The following is a 19,427-nucleotide window of genomic DNA, read 5'->3' as shown; positions in this document are numbered from 1 at the left end:
CGTACCCGCGACCGATGATCCTGGCCCAGCGGTCCGGTCCTACCCGTGACGCACCCCCGGAGGAGGAACCGTGACCCGCACCCACGCCCTGGACCTGAGGTCGGGCACCCAACGGGTGTTCGCCCACCTGCTGGCCAACAACCTGCTGGTGTCGGTCATGAACTACACCGTCTGGTTCGCGCTGACCTTCTGGGTGTTCCTGGAGACCGGGTCGGTGTTCGCCACCGGTCTGATCGCCGGCATCTTCCTGGTCGCCACCTCCACCACCGGCATCTGGTTCGGCAGCCTGGTCGACCACCACCGCACGCACACCGTCATGCAGGCCTCGGCGGTGGCGTCGGCGGTGTTCTACGCGGTGTCGCTGGCGGTGCTGATGCTGGCGCCGGAGGAGTCCTTCCGGACCGCGGCCAGCGTCCCGCTGTGGGTGCTCGTCGTCCTGCTGATGCTCGGGGTGATCGCCGGCAACCCGCGGTCGATCGCGCTGCCCACGCTGGTGACCCTGCTGGTCCCGGCCGACCGGCGGGACCGGGCCAACGGCCTGGTGGGCACGGTCACCGGCGCCTCCATGCTGGTCACCTCGGTGATCAGCGGCCTGCTGGTGGCCTACGGCGGGATGACCGCCGTCCTGGTGCTGGCCCTGGCCGTGCTGGCCGTCGCCGTCGGGCACCTGGCCCGGGTGGACATCCCCGAGCCCCGGGTGGTGGGCACCGGGGGCACCGACGGCGCCGGGGACGGCGTCGACCTGCGCGGCACGCTGCGGCTGGTCCGCGGGGTGCCCGGGCTGCTGCCGCTGATCCTGTTCTCCTGCTTCAACAACTTCCTCGGCGGCGGGTTCATGGCGCTGATGGACCCCTACGGGCTGTCGCTGATGTCGGTGCAGGCCTGGGGGCTGCTGTGGGGCGGGCTGTCCGCGCTGCTGATCGTGGGCGGGCTGCTGGTGGCGAAGGTCGGCCTGGGCAGCCGGCCGATCCGCCTGCTGCTGCTGGCCAACGTGGTCATGTGGGCCGGCATGATGCTCTTCCCGCTGGTGTCCTCGATCCTCACGCTGACCGTCGCGATGGGCCTGTTCATGCTGGTCATGCCGTTCGCGGAGGCCGCCGAGCAGACCGTGCTGCAGCGGGTGGTGCCCTACGAGCGGCAGGGCCGGGTGTTCGGGTTCGCGCAGAGCGTGGAGCAGGCCGCCTCGCCGCTCACCGCGTTCCTCATCGCCCCGATCACCCAGTTCCTGGTGATCCCGTGGATGACCGGCGGGGCGGGCGCCGACGCGATCGGCAGCTGGTTCGGCACCGGCCAGGCCCGCGGGATCGCGCTGGTCTTCGTCGTCACCGGGGCGCTCGGGCTGCTGACGGTCGGGCTGGCCTTCCTGACCCCGGCCTACCGGCGGCTGTCCGCGGCCTACGCCACCAGCCCCGCCCCGGAGCCCACCGAGGGGCCCGTGCCGCCGCCGGCGCCCGGGGTGCCGGCCGCCCTCGCCGCCGGGGGTGAGCCGTCCTAGGCTGCCGGCGATGACGTCCGCCCCACCCGGTCCCGCCGCGTCCTGCGAGCGGGTGGTGAAGACCTACCGGACGGCGACCGAGTCGGTGCCCGCGCTGACCGACGTGAGCGTGCAGATCCCGCGCGGCCGGGTGACCTGCGTGGTGGGCCCGTCCGGGTCTGGCAAGAGCTCCCTGCTGCGCCTGCTGGCCTGCATCGACTCCCCCGACTCCGGCACGGTCACCGTGGGCGGGCAGCGGGTGGACGACCTGGGCGCCCGGGGCCGGCGGCGGCTCCGCCGTCGGCAGGTCTCCTACCTGTTCCAGCGGCCCGGGGAGAACCTGCTGCCCTACCTGACCGCCACCGAGCAGCTGCGGCTGGCCGCCGACCTGCGCGGCGTGCCGGTGCCCGCCGACGAGCTGCTCGACCTGCTGGACCGCCTGGGCCTGGCCGACCGGGCCGGGCACCGGCCGGCCCAGCTGTCCGGCGGGGAGCAGCAGCGGCTGGCGGTGGCCTGCGGGGTGGTGGGTGGCCCCGCGCTGGTGGTGGCCGACGAGCCGACCGCCGAGCTGGACACCGCCGCCGCGGTCCGGGTCCTGGAGGCGATGGAGTCCCTGGCCGCCGGCGGCGTCGGCTTCGTGGTCTCCAGCCACGACCCGCGGGTGATGGCGATCGCCGACGGGTTCGTCCGGCTCGACCAGGGCCGCACCGCGTGACGGGGTTCGCCGCCACCGGGCTGGTCAAGCGGTTCCGCCGCGGGGTGGAGACGGTGACCGCGCTGGCCGGGGTGGACCTCGCGGTGGCCGGCGGGGAATTCGTGGCGTTGGTCGGCCCGTCGGGGTCGGGCAAGTCCACCCTGCTGGCCCTGCTGTGCGGCTGGGAGACCCCCGACGCCGGGTCGCTGCAGGTCGGCGCGGGCACCGACCCGGGCGGCCAGGGCTGGACCGAGCTCGCCGTCGTCCCGCAGGCCCTCGGCCTGGTCGCGGACCTGTCGCTGGCCGACAACGTCCTGCTGCCCGCCCGCCTCCGCGGCGGCCGGTCCGACCGGCCCGGCGACCCCGCTCCGCTGGCCGAGCGGCTCATGGCCGACTTCGGGCTGGCGCACCTGGCCGACCGCTACCCCCACCAGGCCTCGCTCGGCGAGCAGCAGCGGGCCGCCGTCGCCCGCGCCCTGGTGCTGCGACCGGCGCTGCTGCTGGCCGACGAGCCCACCGCGCACCAGGACCGCGGCCACGCCGACCGGCTGCTCGACGCGCTGCGGGACGCCGCGTCCGACGGCACCGCCGTGCTGCTGGCCACCCACGACGAGGTGGCCTGGTCGCGGGCCGACCGGGTCGTGTCCATGCGCGACGGGCTGCTGGTCGAGGGAGCACCGCGGTGAGGCTGCTGCCGCCGTGGTCGCGGGCGCCGCTGCTGGGTCTCCGCCAGCCCGCCGCGGTCGTCGCCGTCCTGGTGACCACCGCGATCCTGGCCTGCGCGGTGGCCAGCGCCCCGCTGTTCCTGTCCTCGGCCCGCTCGGCGGCCCTCCAGCAGCAGCTCGCCCCGCAGTGCGCCGAGGCCGCCTGGCCGGCGGTCACGGCCTCGGCCGACGCCCCGGTCGGCGACGCCGCCCAGGAGGTGGCCGGCGCCCCGGTGGCCGCCTGGGCCGCGGTCGGCCGCACCGCGGAGCCGAGCCTGACCGTGGGGTCGACGGCGAACGCCAGCGGCAACGTGCAGCAGGGCGTCCCGGTCACCGCGGCCGACGGCGCGCGGCTGAGCCAGCCGGCCACCCTGCTGTGGCGGCCGGACGCCCTGGCCCACGTCGAGGTGGTGGACGAGGTCGCCGGCACCGGGGTGTGGTTGCCGGCGTCCTACGCGCAGGCCGCCGGCGCCACCGCGGGCGGCACCGTCGACGTCGGCGGTACCCCGACCCCGGTCGTCGGGGTCTACACCGACCTGTTCGACACCGTCCCCGGCGCGTACTGGTGCGACGACGAGCCGTACTTCACCAACGCGAGCAGCGCGGACACCCCGCCGCCGGCGCTGGTGCTCACCACCGACGCGACGACGCTGGTCGACCTGGCCGTGGCCGCCCGGGGGTCGCTGTCGGCCCCCGCCTCGGTGCCGGTCGACGGCAGCACCCTCCCCACCTCGCGGGCCACCGAGCTCGACGAGCTGACCACCGCGGCGCTGGACGCCCCGCCGCTGCGCGGGTCCGGCGCCACCCGGGACCCACGGCTGGCCGAGGCCGCGGACCGGGCGCAGGTGCTGGAGGGCGGGCTGCGCGGTCCGGTCATCCCGGTGGCGGTGGCCGGCGGGCTGCTGGCACTGGTCCTGGTCGCCGCCGCGGGCAGCTTCTGGGCCGACCGCCGGGCGACCGAGGTGCGGTTGCTCGCCGCCCGCGGGGTCGGCCCCGTCCCGCTGGCCGGCAAGGCCGCCCTGGAGCTGGCGCTGCCGGCGCTGGTCGGCGCGGCGGTCGGCTGGGCGGCGTCCCGGCTGCTGATCGGTGCCCTCGGACCGGCGCCCGAGCTGGACCCCGCCGCGGCTGCCGCGGCGGTCGGCGCGGGGGTGGCGGCCTTCGTCGGGGGGCTCGGTGCGGCCGCGGTCGTCGCCGGGCTGCGGGCCCGGGGCACGGTGGAGCGGCCGCTGGGCGCCGCACCGCGCTGGCCGGCGCAGGTGCCCTGGGAGGTCGCCCTGCTGCTCGCGGCCGGCGCCTGCTGGCTGCTGCTGGAGGGCCGGGACGCCGTCGTGTCGCAGGGCGGGGTGGCCCAGGTCAACGGGTTGCTGGTCGCCTTCCCGCTGCTCGCGGTGGCCGGTGCCGCCGTCCTGGCGGCCCGGCTGCTGACCGCGCTGCTCCCCCGGCTGCGCCGGTGGGCCGGCCGCCGTCGTCCGCCGCTGTTCCTGGCCGTCAACCGCTGGACCGCCGCCCGGGCCGCCACCGCCACCCTGCTGGTGGCCATCGCGCTGCCGGTCGCCGTCCTGGGCTACACCGCGACGCTGACCGCGAGCTCCCGGGCCACCCTCGACGCCAAGGTCGGCGTCCAGCTCGGCGCCGGGGCGTACGCGGCCACCGCCACCCGGGTCGACCCCGACGCGATCACCGGACCCGACGGCACGACCGTGCTGCGGTTCTCCGACGCGACGCTGACCGGGTCCGCCGACCGCACCCCGGTGCAGGTCCTGGGCATCGACCCGACCACCTTCGCCGGCACGGCGACCTGGGTCGACTCCTTCGCCGGGTCGCCGCTGGAGGACCTGGTGGGGCGGCTGACCCGGGACTCGGCGGTGGTCCCGGTGGTGGCCAGCGGCGTCCCGGCCGGCAGCTACGAGCTGCGGCTCGGTTCCGTGCCCGTCGACGTCGAGGTGGTCGGCACCGCCGACGTGCTGCCCGGCCGCCGCACCGCCGACCCCGTGGTGCTCGTGGACCGGTCGCGGCTGCCCGAGGTCCCGCCGTCGGCCGGCTCGGACCAGTCGGTCGAGCGGTGGACCGACGGCGACGTCGCCGCGGCGGGCGCGCAGCTGCGGGACGCCGGCGCCGTCCGGGTGACCGGGACCGAGCCGGCCGACGTCCAGCGCGCGGCGAACTTCCTGGGCGTGACGTGGACGTTCGGCTACCTGTCGGCGCTGGCGGTGTTCAGCGGGGTGATCGGGGCGGCCGGGTTGCTGCTGTACCTGGAGGCGCGGTCGCGGGCCCGGGTGAGCGGGTACGTGATGGCCCGGCGGCTCGGGCTGTCCCGCGCGGCGCACCTGCGGTCCCTGGTCCTGGAGCTGGGCGGGGTCGCCGTGGCCGGGGTCGTCGTCGGCGGGCTGCTCGCGGTGGGCGCCGTGGCGGCGGTCTACCGGCGGCTGGACGTCGACCTGGTGCGTCCGCCCACGCCGCTGCTCGACGTCCCCTGGCCCGCGGTGGCCGGCACCGCGGTCGCGACCCTGGCGGTGGCCGTGGTCGCCGCGCTCTACGCCCAGCACGCCGCCGACCGCGCGGACCCCGCCACCGTCCTCCGGGAGGACGCCTAGGACCTCGGCAGCCGGGCCAGCTGGCGCGACTGGGCGACCAGGCGGCCGGTGGAGTCCCACACCCGGTAGTCCTCGTCCACCCATCCGTCGGAGGCCTCCCCGCCGCGGGCCTCCACCAGGCACCAGCCCGGCGCCGGGACCGCGCGGACGAGCGTCTGCAGCTGCACCGTCGGCGCCCAGCCCAGCCGGCCGGTCGCCCAGGACGTCGGCGGCAGCACGTCGGTGAACGCGACCAGGCCCAGCGGGTCGGGGTCCCGGCCGTCGGTGAACCGCACCCAGGCCCGCATCACCGGCTCGTCGGTGAACTCGCCGAGCGCCCAGCCGGCGGTGAGCGGGTCCAGCCGGGTCTCCACCCGCTGCGACATGCCCGGGACCGGCATCCCCGCCGGCGCCAGGTGGGCGTTCTCGGCGATGGAGAAGCAGTCCTCGACCGGGGTCGCGGCCGGCGGCGGGACCTGGTGGTCGGCGGGCACGTCGTGCAGCGTCGCCGTCGTCACCTGGACCGAGACCGCCGGCCCGGTGGCGTCGGACAGGACGACGAACGCGTGCTGCAGGGTCCGCCCGGCCGGGCCGGGGGTCACCGCGAGGGTGGCCGGGCCCGGCGTCGCCGCCCGCAGGTAGCTGGCCGACAGCGCGACCGGGTGCGCGTGCGGGGACACCTCGACGGCGGCCCGCGCGACCACCGCGAGCAGGTAGCCCCCGTTGAGGATGCCGCCGCCGACGTCCCACCCCGGGTCCAGGTCGACGGCGAACCCGCCGTCCACGGGCGTCAGGGCGGTGGCGGACTCGAAGCTCTGCGGCACGCGCCCCAGGGTGCCAGTGTGGGAGGCATGGAACAGACCCACCTCGGCCGCAGCGGACTGTCGGTCTCCCGGCTGTGCCTCGGCACGATGAACTTCGGTCCCGAGACCTCCGAGCCCGACTCCCACGCGATCATGGACCGCGCCCACGCGGAGGGCGTCAACTTCTTCGACACCGCGAACGTCTACGGCTTCGCCGCCGGCAAGGGCCGCACCGAGGAGATCCTCGGCACCTGGTTCGCCCAGGGCGGGCAGCGCCGGGAGAAGACGGTGCTGGCCACCAAGGTCTACGGCTCGATGACCGACTGGCCCAACGACACCTTCCTGTCCGCCCGCAACCTGGTGCGGGCCTGCGACGCCTCCCTGCAGCGGATGCAGACCGACTGGATCGACCTCTACCAGTTCCACCACGTCGACCTCAGGACGCCGTGGGAGGAGATCTGGCAGGCCTGCGAGACCCTCGTCGCCCAGGGCAAGGTGCTCTACGTCGGGTCCTCGAACCACGCCGGCTGGCAGCTCGCCGCCGCGCAGGAGGCCGCCCGCAACCGGCACTTCACCGGGCTGGTCAGCGAGCAGTCGATCTACAACTTGCTGGTCCGCGACATCGAGCGCGAGGTGATCCCGGCCGCCGAGCACTACGGCATCGGGATCATCCCGTGGAGCCCGCTGCAGGGCGGCCTGCTCGCCGGGGTGCTGGCCAAGCAGGAGGGCAACCGGCGGACCAGCGAGCGGAACCAGAAGAGGGTCGAGGAGGTCCGGCCGCAGCTGCAGCGCTACGAGGACCTGTGCGGCGGGTGGGGTCTGTCCCCCGCCGACGTCGGCATCGCCTGGCTGCTCAGCCGGCCGGCGGTCACCGCGCCGATCATCGGCCCGCGCACGATGGAGCAGTTCGAGTCCTCGCTGTCCGCGGTGGAGATCAGCCTGGACGACGCCCAGCTCGCCGCGCTCGACGAGGTCTTCCCCGGGCACAAGACCGCGCCGGAGGACTACGCCTGGTGAGGTGAGGGCCAGCCGGTGACCCGCTCGTAGGGCCGGCCGGGCGGTGACCGCCACAGCACCACCTCGGTCACCGGCCAGGCCGGCCCGTGGTCACCGGCCAGCCGGTCGACCAGGGCGGCGTCCGGCGTCCCGGCACCGGGCCAGCGGCCCAGGGTCAGGTGCGGCCGGAAGGGCCGCTCGTCGACCGGTACCCCCGCGTGCCGGGCGGCCGCGGCCAGCCGGTCGGCGAGCACGGTGAGCGCGTCGACGTCCCCGCCGACCCCGGCCCACAGCACCCGCGGGCGCCGGCTGCCGAACCGGCCGGCCCCGGTCAGCTGCAGCGTGACCGGCGGCGACCCGGCGACGGCCGGACCGAGCGCCGGCAGCAGGCCCGACAACCCGGCCCGCGGGACGTCGCCCAGGAACGCCAGCGTCACGTGCAGGTCGGTCGGCGCGGACCAGCGCGGCGCTCCCGGGTCGTCGCGGACGCGGTCCACCGCGGCGACCAGCGCCGCGACCGCCGCAGCGGGCGGCGCGACGCCGAGGAAGAGCCGACCGACGCTCAGCCGCGGTCCTGGCGGTCGCTGATCACCAGGCCGGTGTCGGCCAGGGCGGCGGCCAGCCGCAGCCGCTCGACCTCGCGCTCCTCGCCGGGGCACGTCTCCGGCAGCCGGTGGGCCACCTCCAGCGACCGGGCGGCCTCGACCAGCACGTCGTCGTAGGCGGCGAGCACGCCGGCCCGGTGGGCGGCGGACCCGATCGAGACCAGGGCCAGCTCGCGGCGCAGCCGGCGGAGGTCGGCCGCGATCGCCTGCACCGACCGCCGCTCGGGCACCGCAACGGCGACCGGACGACGCGCCGGACGACGGGCCGCGACCCGGGCCGGGCGCACCGGGCGCCGGCGGCGGCGCGGGCGGCGCAGCGTGCCGGTGAACGCCCGCAGGCTCAGGTCCATCAGCCAGGCGGCACCCACGGTCATGGCGACGACGGCGGCGAGCTGGGCCCACCAGGCGGTCAGGACGGCGGAGGCCACCCCCGAACCGTAGGACACCGGTGACCCCCGCCACAACGGCGGGGCGGCCTCGGTTCGGCCTCGGTTCTGCGTCGGTCCGGCGGCGGGTCAGCGCCGTGCTGCGGTCGACGCCCCGGGCGCCTCGGCGTCGGCCTCCTCCACCGCCGGCGCCACCTGCGCGGGGGCGACGGCGGCGACCGGCAGCGGGTCCACGTGCAGCCGCACGCTGGGCGGGGCCACGTGCGCCTCGACCCGAACGTGCCGGCCGCGGGACAGCACGGCGCCCACGGCGGCGGCGACCACGACGACGACCAACCCGCTGGAGACCAGGCCCCACCGGGCACCCAGGTGCTGGGACACCCAGCCGATCAGCGGCGCCCCGACCGGCGTCCCGCCCATGAAGCACATGAAGTACAGCGCCAGGATCCGGCCGCGCATCTGGGGCTCGACCCCCAGCTGCACGAAGCTGTTGCAGGCGACGCTGAACACCAGCCCGGCCGCCCCGCAGGGCACCAGCAGCAGGGCGTAGGACCACTGCGTGGGCATGAGCCCGCTGACCACGGTGAGCGCACCGAACGCGATCGCGGCCAGCAGGAGGAACCGCTGCAGCGGGCGGGCATCCCGCCGGGTGGACACCAGCGCCCCGCTCAGCGAGCCCACCGCGAACGCCGTGGACAGCAGGCCGAACGCGCCGGCGCCCAGCCCGAACACCTCGCGGGCCATCAGCGCGATGGTGATCTGGGAGTTGAAGCCGAAGGTGCCGACCACGAAGGCCAGCACCATGGCCAGCTGCAGGTCCGGGTGGGCCCGGGTGTAGGTGAGCGCGGCCCGCAGCTGCCCGCGGGCGCGGGCCACGGGCACGCTGTGCTGCAGCTCGGCGTCCCGCATCAGGGCCAGCGCGACGATGGTCGCCGCGAAGCTGGCGGCGTTCACGAAGAACGCCGGTGCGGTGTTGCCGCCCGAGGCCGCGATCACGCCGCCGGCGACGGCCGGCCCGACCAGCCGGGCGCCGTTGAACACCGTGGAGTTCAGGCTCACCGCGTTGCCCAGCAGCGCGGGGCCGACCATCTCGGACACGAACGACTGCCGGGCCGGGGTGTCCAGGGAGCTCACGACGCCCAGCGCGAGGGCGAGGGCGAACACCTGCCACAGCGCGATGCCGCCGGTGGCCACCAGCAGCGCCAGCGCCAGCGCCAGGACGCCGAGCACGGCCTGGGTGACCATCAGCATCCGGCGCTTGTCGTACCGGTCGGCGAGCAGCCCGCCGTAGAAGCTCAGCGCCAGGGTGGGCGCGAACTGCAGCGCGGTGACCACGCCGAGCGCGGTGCCGCTGCCCCCCGACAGCTGCAGCACCAGCCAGTCCTGGCCGATCCGCTGCATCCAGGTGCCGGTCATCGAGACCAGGTTGGCGCTGACGTAGAGCCGGAAGTTGTGCACGGCGAGGGCACGGAACATGCCCGCCCGGCGGGGCGCGGTGCTGGTCGGTTCAGCCGTGGTGTGTCGCCTCCACCCTCACCCGGAGGCGAGGTCGTCCATGATGCGGGCAGCCTCCCGCAGGGTCGCCCGGTCCTCGGGCGAGAGGGCGTGCAGCTGACCCGACAGCCACGCCTCGCGGGCCCGGGCCTCCTCGGTCAGCAGGGCCTCCGCGGCCGGCGTCAGGTCGATGACCACCTGCCGGCGGTCGGTGGGGTGCGGCGTCCGGGAGACCAGCCCCTTGCCCTCGAGCGCGACGACCACCCGGGTCATCGACGGTGGCTGGACCCGCTCGTGGCCGGCCAGCTCACCCGGGCTCATCGCGCCGTGCCGCTTGAGCGTGGACAGCGCGGCGAGGTGGGTCAGCGTGACCGAGGTGTCCACCCGCTGGTTGCGCAGCCGACGCGAGAAGCGCATCACCGCCAGGCGCAGGTCGTGCGCGAGCGCGGCGGTGTCCAGCGTCGTCCGCGCCACGTGTCACTCCACCCGTTGATTAGCACCGGTAAGCATACTCCCGCGGGCCGGCGGCTCAGAACAGCTGCTGCACCGGCTCGATCGCGAAGTAGACCACGAAGAGCACGCCGACGACCCACATCAGCGGGTGCACCCGCCGCGCCTTGCCGGTGGCCGCCATCAGCACCACGTAGCTGACCGTGCCGGCACCGATGCCGTTGGTGATCGAGTAGGTGAACGGCATCAGCGCGATGGTCAGGAACGCCGGGATCGCCAGGGTCAGGTCGTCCCAGTGCAGGTTCTTCACCTGGGCGATGAGCAGCGCGCCGACGATCACCAGGATCGGCGAGGCCGCCTCGGAGGGGACGACGTCCACCAGCGGCGAGAACAACGTCGCCACCAGGAACAGCGCGCCGGTCACCACGCTGGCCAGGCCGGTGCGCGCACCGTCGGCGACGCCGGCGGTGGACTCCACGTAGGTCGTGTTGGACGAGACGCTGGCCAGCCCACCGGCGGCCGCGGCGACCGAGTCGACCAGCAGGACCGGCTGCGAGCGGGGCAGGTTGTTGTGCTCGTCGAGCAGCCCGGCCTCGGCGCCGACGGCGGTCACCGAGCCGACGGTGTCGAAGAAGTCGGCCAGCATCAGCGCGAAGACGATGAGCAGCGCGGCGACGACGCCGATCCGGGAGAACCCGCCGAACAGCGAGAACTGGCCGATCTGGGAGAAGTCGGGCAGGCCGACGACCTGGTCGGGCAGCGTGGGCACCTGCAGGGCCCAGCCCTTGGGGTTGACGCTGCCGTCGTCGAGGAAGGTCGGCCCGACCTTGGCGATCGCCTCGATGACGACGGCCAGGACGGTGGTGGCGACCAGCCCGATCAGCAGGGCGCCGCGGGTCTTGCGGACGACGAGCACCGCGGTGAGCAGCAGGCCGACGACGAAGACCAGCTGCGGCCAGCTGGCCAGGCTGCCGTCGATGCCGAAGGTGATCGGCACCGTGCCGGTCTGCGCACGCCGGACGAAGCCGGAGTCGACCAGCCCGATGAGCGCGATGAAGAACCCGATGCCGACCGCGATGGCCGTCTTGAGCTGGTCGGGGATGGCCTCGAAGACGGCCTTCCGGAACCCGGTGAGCACCAGGACGGTGATCAGCAGGCCCTCGAGCACGACCAGGCCCATGACCTCGGGCCAGCTCAGCTGGGTGGCCGCGTAGGCCGCGACGACGGCGTTGATGCCCAGCCCCGCGGCGAGGGCGAAGGGGTACCGGCCGACGATGCCCATCGCGATGGTCAGCACGCCGGCGACCAGCGCGGTGACCGCGGCGACGGATCCGAAGTCCAGGGTGTTCCCGCTGATGTCCGCGCCGGACAGGATGATCGGGTTGAGCACCACGATGTAGGCCATCGTGAAGAACGTGACGAACCCGCCGCGCACCTCGCGGCCCACGGTGGAGCGCCGCTCGCTGATGGAGAAGTAGCGGTCCAGCCCGTTCTTGGGCTTCACCTTCGGCCCCTGGCTGCGGCGCTTGGTGGCGCCCGTCGGGGTCGCGTCGGTGGTCTCGATGTCGTCCGGCACGGCGACAGGGTGCCACGCGCGGGGCCGTGCGCAGGTCTCTGCTCGATTACATTCGTCCGGTGCCCGCCCCGACCCGCCCGTCGCCTCCCCCGCTCCGCGTGGAGACCAGGCGCGTCGTCCTCATCGGCGCGGTCCTCTGGGCCCTCGGTCTGGTCGTCGTCCTCCTCCTCGGCGACCGCGTCGACCGCGTCTGGACCTGGACCTGCGTGTGCGGCCTCGTCCTGGCCGTCCTGGGCCTGGCCCTCATGCGCTGGCAGCACCAGCGCTAGGAGAAGCGCAAAGCCAACCGTCCCGGATACGGACCGGAGCGCAGCGACCGGGCAACGCCGAGGCGAGGGGGCCGAGGCACGAGTGCCCCCTCCCCGAGGCGGTGCGAGGGGAGCTCAACGCAGCGCCCCCAGCCCCCCTGGCCGCGGTGGGAGTCCGGAGGACGACATCAAAGACTGTCGTACGCCTGCGTGTCGTAGAGCGGGATGTTGGTGATCTCGGTGGTGTCGACCGGCACCACGCTGGCCTCGCTGTGCGCGCCGCAGCCGTGGTCGGTGGTGACGACGTGGCCGTCGGAGGGCGCGTAGGCGTTGGCGCAGACGCCGAGCTCGAGGCGCAGGGACCCAGCCAGCGGCATGAGGAAGGCGCAGTCGCCGCAGGACCCGGGGGCGTGCCGGGCGATGGCGGCGGTGGGGCCCCACTCGCCGGTGCTCCAGCGCGCCAGGGCCTCCCGTCGTCCCTCGGCGGACAGCACGCGCTCGCGGCCGATGCCGATCTCCTGGGCCACGACCATGCCGGCGGGGTCGGCCGCCGAGTCGTCGTCGGCCAGGTAGGACGGCACGAGGCGGGGGTCGTCCTCGGTGACGGGCAGGACGTCGCCGACCGACAGGTCGCCGGGGCGGATCCGCTCGTGCCAGGGCACCCAGGACGGCGCGAGCAGCGCGTCCTCGCCGGGCAGGAGGACGACCTCGTCGACGGTGACGTGCTCGTCGCCGGGGACGTGGGCCAGGGTGACGGCCCAGTGCCAGCCGACGTAGCCGGGCAGCTGGGCGGCGAAGGTGTGGGTGAGCACCTCGCCCAGGACAGCGGGGTCCGGGACCGCCTCGCGGGAGGTCCCCAGGTGCTCCCCGACCTCGGCGGCGAGCCCGGCGACCTCGACCGCGGCGGTCCGCGCGGTCTCGACGGCCGCGGTCAGGACGTCGACCGAGGACGTCTCGGGTGCGGTCACGGGAGCGGGATCGGGAGCGGACACGCCTCCCATGGTGCCTCACACCGCACCCGTGGGTCTGCGACAGGCGCGCGGGTGCCACCCGCGGGTGGGGCACGATGGTCGGGTGAGCGAGCGGTCGAGCGGGCGGGCGGGCCGGCACCGGTGAGCCGTGCCCGGCGCTGGGGCCGGTCGGGGCGCGCGGAGGCCGACCGGGAGCGCACCGGTCCGCTGCACGTGCCGCGCTCGCAGACCCGTCCGATGCCGCAGGCGTCCGCGCCGGCCGGGGACGACTCCCCCACCGTGGTGACCGCCTCGGCGGACCCGGCGCGCCCGCAGACCTGGCGCCCGGCACCACCGCCCCCGCAGGACACCCGTCCGGCCGGCTCCGCACCGACCGCGCCCGTGCCGCCGCCGGGGCTGGGCGCCCGGCCGCCGAAGATCACCGTGACCCGGGTGGCCGCGCGCCGGTCCCGCGAGCTGACGGTGGCCGCCGTCCGCCGGGTGAACGCGGCCAGCCGGGCCGACGGCGCCGGGGACAGCGGGCTGTCCCACCTGCTGTGGGTGAACGCGCTGCACGCCGCGGGCGACGCGATGATCGCCGTCTCGCTGGCCGGCACGCTGTTCTTCGCCGCCTCCTCCGACGCCCAGCGCGGCAACGTCGCGCTGTACCTGCTGGTCACGAGGGCGCCGTTCGCGGTGGTCGCGCCGCTGCTGGGCCCGTTGCTGGACCGCCTGCAGCGGGGCCGCCGGTGGGCGATGGCCGCCAGCCTGGCCGGCCGCGCGGTGCTGGCGCTGGTGATGGCCGCCAACTACGACGGGCTGTGGCTATACCCGGCGGCGCTCGGGGTGCTGGTGCTGTCCAAGGCGCTCAACGTGCTGCGGGCCGCTGTCATCCCGCGGGTACTGCCCGCGACGATGTCGCTGACCAGCGCCAACGCCCGGACGTCGGTCTTCGGCCTGGTCACCTCGGGGGTGTTCGGCGGGGTCGGCGCCGGCGTCGCGCTGGTGGCCGGCTTCCCGCCGCTGCTGTGGACGATCGCGGCGGTCTTCCTCGGCGCGGCGGTGCTCGCGGTGCGCCTGCCCCGGCACGTGGACGTCCCCGCCGGCGAGGAGTCCTCGGACCTGCTGACCACGACCATGGAGATCCCGGTCGGCGGCCGGCGCCGGCGTCCGGTGCGCCAGGCCGTGGTCGACGCGCTGCGCAGCGCCGCGCTGCTCCGGGTGCTCGGCGGCTTCCTCACCATCTACGCGGCGTTCCTGGTCCAGGCGCAGGTGCCCGGCGGCTGGGAGCGGACCGCCGCCCTCGGCGCGATCGCCGGCGCGGCCGGGCTGGGCAGCTTCCTGGGGACCGGCATCGGCTCCCGGCTGCACAGGGCCACCCCCGACGTGCTGGTGCTGTGGGCCACCGTCGCCGCCGTCGCCACCGCCGCGGTGGCGACCGGGTTCTTCTCCATCGCGCTGTTCGCGGTCACCGCCGGCGTCTCGGCGCTGGCGGCCGGGCTGGGCAAGGTCTCGCTGGACGCGATCATCCAGCGTGACGTGCCCGGCGCCCAGCACGCCTCGGCGTTCGCCCGCTCGGAGACCCTGCTGCAGCTGGCCTGGGTGCTCGGCGGCGCGCTGGGCATCGCGCTGCCCGCCGACCGGCCGATGCTCGCCTTCGGGGTGACCGCGGGGCTGCTGGTGGTGGCCACAGGTCTGCTTGCTTGGCTGGGGCACCGCCGCCCCGCCCGGGGACGCGGGACGACGCCGGCCCAGGAGTGGACATGAGCAGCGCACGGACGACCGTCGCCGGGGGCATCGCCGTCCTGGCGCTGCTGGCCGGCTGCAACGCCGGCGGCAGCAGCGACGCCGAGAGCTCGCCCGACAGCGCGCCGACGGTGCGCGTGCGGTCGGGCACCCAGGACGTCGCGGTGCAGCCGACCCAGTACTGCCTGGACGGGTCCGGCGAGCGCTACGCGGGCACGCCGCCGGTCGTCGAGGTCTCACCGGACAGCACGATCGCGCTCACGGTCAGCCAGGCCGTCGCCGACCAGGGCTGGAGCGTGCAGGTCTACGACGACCAGCTCGAGACGCCGATCGGGGAGATCGACGTCGAGGACGGGACGACGGTCTACACCGGCATCAACAGCTCCGACGTCGTCCCGCCCTCGTTCTACCTGGTGGTCGTGGAGGACTCCGACGACTCCGAGTGCGGCGGGCTGTCCGGCGCCTGGCCGGTCGGCTTCATCCGTGCCGAGGCCGCCGCCCCGACCAGCTGAGCGCTACCGAGCGCTCAGCCCTCCAGGTCGCTGGCGACGGCGCGCAGCACGGAGGCGACCTTGCCGGCCGCCTGCTTGTCGGGGTGCCGGCCGTGCCGCAGCCCGTTGCCGATGCCGTCGAGCAGGCGGATCAGGTCCTCGATGATCGGCACCAGGTCGTCGGGCTTCTTCCGGGTGCCGGCCACGACCGAGGGCAGCGGGTCCAGGACGACGACCTGCAGCGCCTGGTCACCGCGCCGGCCGGCGACCACGCCGTACTCCACCCGCTGGCCCGGCTTGAGCTCCGTCGTCCCGTCCGGCAACGCGTCCCGGTGCACGAACACGTCGGGCCCGTCCTCCTGGGAGAGGAAGCCGAAGCCCTTCTCCGGGTTGAACCACTTGACCTTGCCGCTGGGCACGAGGGGATCCTTCGTTCTGCATCACGCACGGACGGCGACCCACCCGGGTCGCCGCGGCCCAGGCTAGTCCGCGGGCGGGTTCCGGTCCGCCGAGTTCCCGCAACGACGTTACCGGCGGGTAGCCCCGCTCCGGGGCGGATGGGATGCTGCCCCCATGGCTGCCCGCACCGCTGCGTCCCGCGTCGTCACGTCCCTCGCCGCGGCGATCCGGTTGATCACCTCGGTGGTCGGCGGGCTGATCGTGCTCTACGCGGTGTTCGTGCTCTTCGAGGCCAACCCGGACAACCCGATCGTGCAGTTCACCGCCGGGGTGCGCGACGACCTCGGCGGCTTCACCCGGGACCTGTTCACCCCCGACGACCCGAAGATCGCCGCGACGGTGAACGCACTCATCGCGGCGATCGTCTGGGTCGTCGGCGGGAACCTGCTGTCCAAGGCGGTCACCCGCCTGGCCCCCCGCGCGAAGGCCTGAGGCGCCTCAGGCGGTCGTGACCTCGCTGAGGCCCAGCTCGGCGCTGGAGACCTGGCGCATCTCCACCTTGCGCACCTTGCCGGTCACGGTCATCGGGAAGCTCTCGACGACCTTGACGTAGCGGGGCACCTTGAAGTGCGCCAGCTTGCCGGTGCAGAACTCCTTGAGCGTCGCCGCGGTCATCTCCTCCGCGCCGGGCCGCAGCTGCACCCAGGCCATCAGCTCCTCGCCGTACTTCTGGTCCGGGACGCCGATGACCTGCACGTCGGCGATGTCGGGGTGGGAGTAGAGGAACTCCTCGATCTCGCGGGGGTACACGTTCTCCCCGCCGCGGATCACCATGTCCTTGATCCGGCCGACGATGTTGAGGTAGCCCTCGGCGTCCATGACCGCGAGGTCGCCGGTGTGCATCCAGCGGGCGGGGTCGAGCACGTCGGCGGTCTTCTGCGGCTCGTCCCAGTAGCCGAGCATCACCGAGTAGCCGCGGGTGCACAGCTCGCCGGTGGTGGCGCGGGGCACGGTCAGGCCGGTCTCGGGGTCCACGACCTTGCTCTCCAGGTGCGGGTGGGTGCGCCCGACGGTGGAGGTGCGGCGGTCCAGGTCGTCGTCCGCGCCGGTCTGGGTGGACACCGGGGAGGTCTCGGTCATGCCGTAGCAGATCGTCACCTCGGCCATGCCCATCTCGTCGACCACCCGCTTCATCACCTCGACCGGGCACGGCGAGCCGGCCATGATCCCGGTGCGCAGGCTGGACAGGTCGTAGGAGGCGAAGTCGGGCAGCGCGAGCTCGGCGATGAACATCGTGGGGACGCCGTACAGCGACGTGCACTTCTCGTCCTGCACCGCCTGCAGGGTCAGCGCGGGGTCGAACCCGGGCGCCGGGATGACCATGGTGGACCCGTGCGAGGTGCAGCCCAGGTTGCCCATGCCCATGCCGAAGCAGTGGTAGTACGGCACCGGGATGCACACCCGGTCGGCCTCGGTGTAGCTGCAGCCCTCGCCCACGAAGAACCCGTTGTTGAGCAGGTTGTGGTGGGTGAGCGTGGCGCCCTTGGGGAAGCCCGTCGTCCCCGACGTGTACTGGATGTTGACCGGGTCGTCGGCGGACAGCTGCGTCTCGCGCTCGGCCAGCAGCGCGCGGTCGGCGGCCCGCCCGGTGTCCATCAGGCGGTCCCAGGCCGGGTCGCCGAGGAAGAGCACCTCGCGGAGGTCCGGGCAGTCGCCGCCGACCTCGGCGACCATCGCCCGGTAGTCGCTGGTCTTGAACGCCGGTGCCGCGACCAGCACGGAGATGCCGGCCTGCTTGAGCACGTAGGACAGCTCGTGCGTGCGGTAGGCCGGGTTGATGTTGACCAGGACGACGCCCAGCTTGGCGGTGCCGTACTGCACGAAGACCCACTCGGCGCAGTTGGGCGCCCAGATGCCGACCCGCTCGCCCTTCTCGATGCCCAGGGCGTGCAGGCCCAGAGCGAAGGCGTCGACGTCGTCGACCAGCTGCGGATAGGTCCACCGGCGACCGGTGGCGCACTCGACGAGGGCCTCGTGGTCACCGACCCGCGCTGCCGTCCGGTCCAGGTTGGCGCCGATGGTGTCGCCCAGCAGGGGGACCGTCGACGTCCCGCTGGTGTAGGAGGGCAGCGCGGGCGCGGTCATGCCCGCTCGCCCGGACGCAGCTGGACGCCGGCCCGGTTGGGCTTGTCGGTCGGGTGGGCGTAGCGCAGCCGCTCGGGCGGGAGCGGGAACGAGTGGTCCTCGCCGAAGGGCGACAGCGAGCCGGTCATCTCGCTGACGAGCTCGGTCAGCGGCGGGCCGCCGTCCTCGGACTGGCCCCAGGTGGGCTCGACGAGGTGCGCGTTCTTGCTGTTCTTCTTGGCCACGGTCGCCTCCGGTGCTCGGGCCCGCTCGTGCCTGCGGGCTGCTCGAGGGACATCTTCCCGTGCATCCCACCCCACCGGCGACACCCCACGCCACCCCTGGTGCAGCGGGGACGCAACGAGCGGGGTCCCGGCGGGGCTCGTCAGGTCCCGAGGCGCGGCCGTGGGCGGACCCCGGCGACAGCCGCGGGATGGCCGCCTAGGGTCGGTTCCCCGTGAGCCGGATCAGCGAGGTCGTCGCGCCGTCCCGCCTGGGTCTGGGCTTTCGCTGGCTGCTGGCCTCCTCCTGGACGTCGAACCTGGGCGACGGGATCGCGCTGGCCGCCGGGCCGCTGCTGGTCGCCTCGCTCACCCGCGACCCGTTCCTGGTCTCGCTGGCCGCCGGGGTGCAGTGGCTCCCGCCGCTGCTGTTCGGGCTGCTCGCCGGGGCGGTGACCGACCGGGTCGACCGGCGCCTGCTGGTGGTGCTGGTCGACCTGCTCCGCGCCGCCGTCCTGGTCGTGCTCACCCTGGCGGTGGCCACCGACCTGGTGACGATCGCCGGGGTGCTGGTCGCGCTGTTCGTGCTGGGGACGGCGGAGGTGTTCGCCGACAACAGCTCGCAGACCCTGCTGCCCACGCTGGTCCACCGCGACGACCTGGCCGTGGGCAACGCCCGGATGATGACCGGCTTCATCACGGTCAACCAGCTCGCCGGACCACCGCTGGGCGCGGCGCTGTTCACCGTCGGCGCGGCGTGGGCCTTCGGCGCGGTGGCCGTCCTGGTCGCGCTGGGCGCCGTGCTGGTCTCCCGCATCGTGCTGCCCCCGGCCGAGCGGACCGAGCGGGGCCCGGTGCACACCGAGATCGTGGAGGGCTTCCGCTGGGTGCGGCACCACCCCGCCGTCCGCACGCTCGTGCTCACCATCTTCAGCTTCAACCTGACCTTCGGCGCCGCCTGGTCGGTGCTCGTCCTCTACGCCACGCAGCGCCTGGGCCTGGGCGAGATCGGCTTCGGGCTGGTCACCACCGCGCAGGCGGTCGGCGGCATCCTCGGCATCGCCGCCTACGGCTGGATCACCGCGCGGGTCAGCCTGGGCAACCTGCTGCGGGTCGGCCTGGTCGTGGAGACCCTGACCCACCTGGCGCTCGCGCTGACCACCAGCCCGTGGGTGGCCATGCCGGTGTTCGTGGTGTTCGGCGCGCACGCCTTCGTCTGGGGCACCACGTCGGTGACCGTCCGGCAGCGCGCCGTCCCCCGGCACCTGCAGGGCCGGGTGGGCAGCGTCAACCTGGTCGGCACCTTCGGCGGGCTGGTGATCGGCGCCGGCATCGGCGGGCTGGTGGCCCAGCGGTTCGGGGTGACCGGGCCGTTCTGGTTCGCCTTCGCCGGCTCGGCGCTGTTCGTGGTGCTGATCTGGGGTCAGCTGCGGCACGTGGCGCACGCCGACGAGGCGCCCCCGGCCTGAGGCCGCTTGCGGCGGACCGGACCG

20 protein-coding genes are annotated in these 19,427 nt (G+C 74.9%); 10 read left to right on the top strand and 10 right to left on the bottom strand.

Annotation, left to right across the window (positions count from 1 at the left end; all coding sequences use genetic code 11):
- Nucleotides 1-70 precede the first annotated feature (70 nt).
- Genes LFA75_RS15440 through LFA75_RS15425 form a run of 4 tightly spaced genes read left to right on the top strand, consistent with a single transcriptional unit; the run spans nt 71 to nt 5,466 of the window.
- Nucleotides 71-1,495, top strand: coding sequence for an MFS transporter (locus LFA75_RS15440; RefSeq protein ID WP_225234504.1), 1,425 nt, complete (start codon nt 71-73; stop codon nt 1,493-1,495).
- Nucleotides 1,496-1,505: 10 nt separating this feature from the next.
- Nucleotides 1,506-2,189 carry an ABC transporter ATP-binding protein gene (locus tag LFA75_RS15435; RefSeq protein ID WP_225234503.1) on the top strand — a complete coding sequence of 228 codons (684 nt, stop codon included), beginning with the start codon at nt 1,506-1,508 and terminating at the stop codon, nt 2,187-2,189.
- Nucleotides 2,186-2,854 carry an ABC transporter ATP-binding protein gene (locus LFA75_RS15430; RefSeq protein WP_225234502.1) on the top strand — a complete coding sequence of 223 codons (669 nt, stop codon included), beginning with the start codon at nt 2,186-2,188 and terminating at the stop codon, nt 2,852-2,854. The genes LFA75_RS15435 and LFA75_RS15430 overlap by 4 nt, the downstream gene beginning before the upstream one ends.
- On the top strand, nt 2,851-5,466 hold the full coding sequence (locus LFA75_RS15425) for an FtsX-like permease family protein (RefSeq protein WP_225234501.1): 2,616 nt from the start codon (nt 2,851-2,853) through the stop codon (nt 5,464-5,466). The genes LFA75_RS15430 and LFA75_RS15425 overlap by 4 nt, the downstream gene beginning before the upstream one ends.
- Here LFA75_RS15425 and LFA75_RS15420 read toward each other — a convergent pair.
- Complete coding sequence (locus LFA75_RS15420) at nt 5,463-6,269, bottom strand: acyl-CoA thioesterase (protein ID WP_225234500.1); 807 nt, start codon at nt 6,267-6,269, stop codon at nt 5,463-5,465. The genes LFA75_RS15425 and LFA75_RS15420 overlap by 4 nt on opposite strands.
- Before the next feature lie 27 nt (nt 6,270-6,296).
- Between LFA75_RS15420 and LFA75_RS15415 the strand changes: the two genes are divergently transcribed.
- Complete coding sequence (locus LFA75_RS15415; protein WP_225234499.1) at nt 6,297-7,265, top strand: aldo/keto reductase; 969 nt, start codon at nt 6,297-6,299, stop codon at nt 7,263-7,265.
- On the opposite strand, the gene thpR is transcribed toward LFA75_RS15415, so the two are convergent.
- The 5 genes from thpR to LFA75_RS15390 all read right to left on the bottom strand — a co-directional run bounded on the left by thpR (nt 7,253) and on the right by LFA75_RS15390 (nt 11,755).
- Nucleotides 7,253-7,810 (bottom strand): RNA 2',3'-cyclic phosphodiesterase, encoded by a 558-nt coding sequence (thpR, locus tag LFA75_RS15410; protein WP_380095868.1) that lies wholly within the window; start codon nt 7,808-7,810, stop codon nt 7,253-7,255. The genes LFA75_RS15415 and thpR overlap by 13 nt on opposite strands.
- Nucleotides 7,807-8,277: a hypothetical protein gene (locus tag LFA75_RS15405; RefSeq protein WP_225234497.1), complete on the bottom strand. Its 471-nt coding sequence runs from the start codon at nt 8,275-8,277 to the stop codon at nt 7,807-7,809. Before LFA75_RS15405 ends, thpR begins: the two co-directional genes overlap by 4 nt.
- Before the next feature lie 87 nt (nt 8,278-8,364).
- Nucleotides 8,365-9,711: an MFS transporter gene (locus tag LFA75_RS15400; RefSeq protein WP_225234496.1), complete on the bottom strand. Its 1,347-nt coding sequence runs from the start codon at nt 9,709-9,711 to the stop codon at nt 8,365-8,367.
- 57 nt (nt 9,712-9,768) lie between these two features.
- Nucleotides 9,769-10,203: a MarR family winged helix-turn-helix transcriptional regulator gene (locus LFA75_RS15395; RefSeq protein ID WP_225234495.1), complete on the bottom strand. Its 435-nt coding sequence runs from the start codon at nt 10,201-10,203 to the stop codon at nt 9,769-9,771.
- Nucleotides 10,204-10,258: 55 nt separating this feature from the next.
- Complete coding sequence (locus tag LFA75_RS15390; protein ID WP_225234494.1) at nt 10,259-11,755, bottom strand: NCS2 family permease; 1,497 nt, start codon at nt 11,753-11,755, stop codon at nt 10,259-10,261.
- A 26-nt stretch (nt 11,756-11,781) separates the two neighbouring features.
- Between LFA75_RS15390 and LFA75_RS15385 the strand changes: the two genes are divergently transcribed.
- Nucleotides 11,782-12,024, top strand: a complete 243-nt coding sequence (locus LFA75_RS15385; RefSeq protein ID WP_318250005.1) for a DUF2530 domain-containing protein — start codon at nt 11,782-11,784, stop codon at nt 12,022-12,024.
- A gap of 167 nt (nt 12,025-12,191) precedes the next feature.
- Here the strand turns inward: LFA75_RS15385 and LFA75_RS15380 are convergent, their stop codons facing one another.
- Entirely contained in the window at nt 12,192-12,971 is a 780-nt protein-coding gene (locus tag LFA75_RS15380; RefSeq protein WP_225234492.1) for a DUF3027 domain-containing protein, read from the bottom strand.
- A gap of 144 nt (nt 12,972-13,115) precedes the next feature.
- Between LFA75_RS15380 and LFA75_RS15375 the strand changes: the two genes are divergently transcribed.
- Complete coding sequence (locus LFA75_RS15375; RefSeq protein WP_225234491.1) at nt 13,116-14,720, top strand: MFS transporter; 1,605 nt, start codon at nt 13,116-13,118, stop codon at nt 14,718-14,720.
- The gene (locus LFA75_RS15370) at nt 14,717-15,211 is read left to right on the top strand and encodes a DUF2771 family protein (RefSeq protein ID WP_225234490.1); all 495 of its coding nucleotides are present in this window, start codon (nt 14,717-14,719) and stop codon (nt 15,209-15,211) included. Before LFA75_RS15375 ends, LFA75_RS15370 begins: the two co-directional genes overlap by 4 nt.
- Before the next feature lie 14 nt (nt 15,212-15,225).
- Here the strand turns inward: LFA75_RS15370 and LFA75_RS24305 are convergent, their stop codons facing one another.
- Complete coding sequence (locus LFA75_RS24305; RefSeq protein ID WP_455428460.1) at nt 15,226-15,609, bottom strand: cold-shock protein; 384 nt, start codon at nt 15,607-15,609, stop codon at nt 15,226-15,228.
- Between the two features lie 154 nt (nt 15,610-15,763).
- On the opposite strand from LFA75_RS24305, the gene LFA75_RS15360 reads away from it, so the two are divergent.
- Nucleotides 15,764-16,081 (top strand): hypothetical protein, encoded by a 318-nt coding sequence (locus LFA75_RS15360; RefSeq protein ID WP_225234489.1) that lies wholly within the window; start codon nt 15,764-15,766, stop codon nt 16,079-16,081.
- Between the two features lie 6 nt (nt 16,082-16,087).
- Here the strand turns inward: LFA75_RS15360 and LFA75_RS15355 are convergent, their stop codons facing one another.
- On the bottom strand, nt 16,088-17,734 hold the full coding sequence (locus LFA75_RS15355; RefSeq protein WP_225234488.1) for an AMP-binding protein: 1,647 nt from the start codon (nt 17,732-17,734) through the stop codon (nt 16,088-16,090).
- Nucleotides 17,731-17,958: a hypothetical protein gene (locus LFA75_RS15350; protein ID WP_225234487.1), complete on the bottom strand. Its 228-nt coding sequence runs from the start codon at nt 17,956-17,958 to the stop codon at nt 17,731-17,733. Before LFA75_RS15350 ends, LFA75_RS15355 begins: the two co-directional genes overlap by 4 nt.
- Before the next feature lie 212 nt (nt 17,959-18,170).
- Between LFA75_RS15350 and LFA75_RS15345 the strand changes: the two genes are divergently transcribed.
- Entirely contained in the window at nt 18,171-19,403 is a 1,233-nt protein-coding gene (locus LFA75_RS15345; protein WP_225234486.1) for an MFS transporter, read from the top strand.
- The last annotated feature ends 24 nt before the right edge of the window (nt 19,404-19,427 follow it).

Origin of the sequence: Klenkia terrae (assembly GCF_900491935.1) — a bacterium.
GTDB lineage: Bacteria > Actinomycetota > Actinomycetes > Mycobacteriales > Geodermatophilaceae > Klenkia > Klenkia terrae.
This window is presented reverse-complemented; position numbering and strand designations above follow the sequence as displayed.

Bases quoted from the DNA above. Each gene is read 5' to 3' on its own strand.
- LFA75_RS15400 (WP_225234496.1), bottom strand. From the start codon at position 9,711: ATGTTCCGTGCCCTCGCCGTGCACAACTTCCGGCTCTACGTCAGCGCC.
- LFA75_RS15435 (WP_225234503.1), top strand. From the start codon at position 1,506: ATGACGTCCGCCCCACCCGGTCCCGCCGCGTCCTGCGAGCGGGTGGTG.
- LFA75_RS15360 (WP_225234489.1), top strand. From the start codon at position 15,764: ATGGCTGCCCGCACCGCTGCGTCCCGCGTCGTCACGTCCCTCGCCGCG.
- LFA75_RS15415 (WP_225234499.1), top strand. From the start codon at position 6,297: ATGGAACAGACCCACCTCGGCCGCAGCGGACTGTCGGTCTCCCGGCTG.
- LFA75_RS15370 (WP_225234490.1), top strand. From the start codon at position 14,717: ATGAGCAGCGCACGGACGACCGTCGCCGGGGGCATCGCCGTCCTGGCG.
- LFA75_RS15355 (WP_225234488.1), bottom strand. From the start codon at position 17,734: ATGACCGCGCCCGCGCTGCCCTCCTACACCAGCGGGACGTCGACGGTC.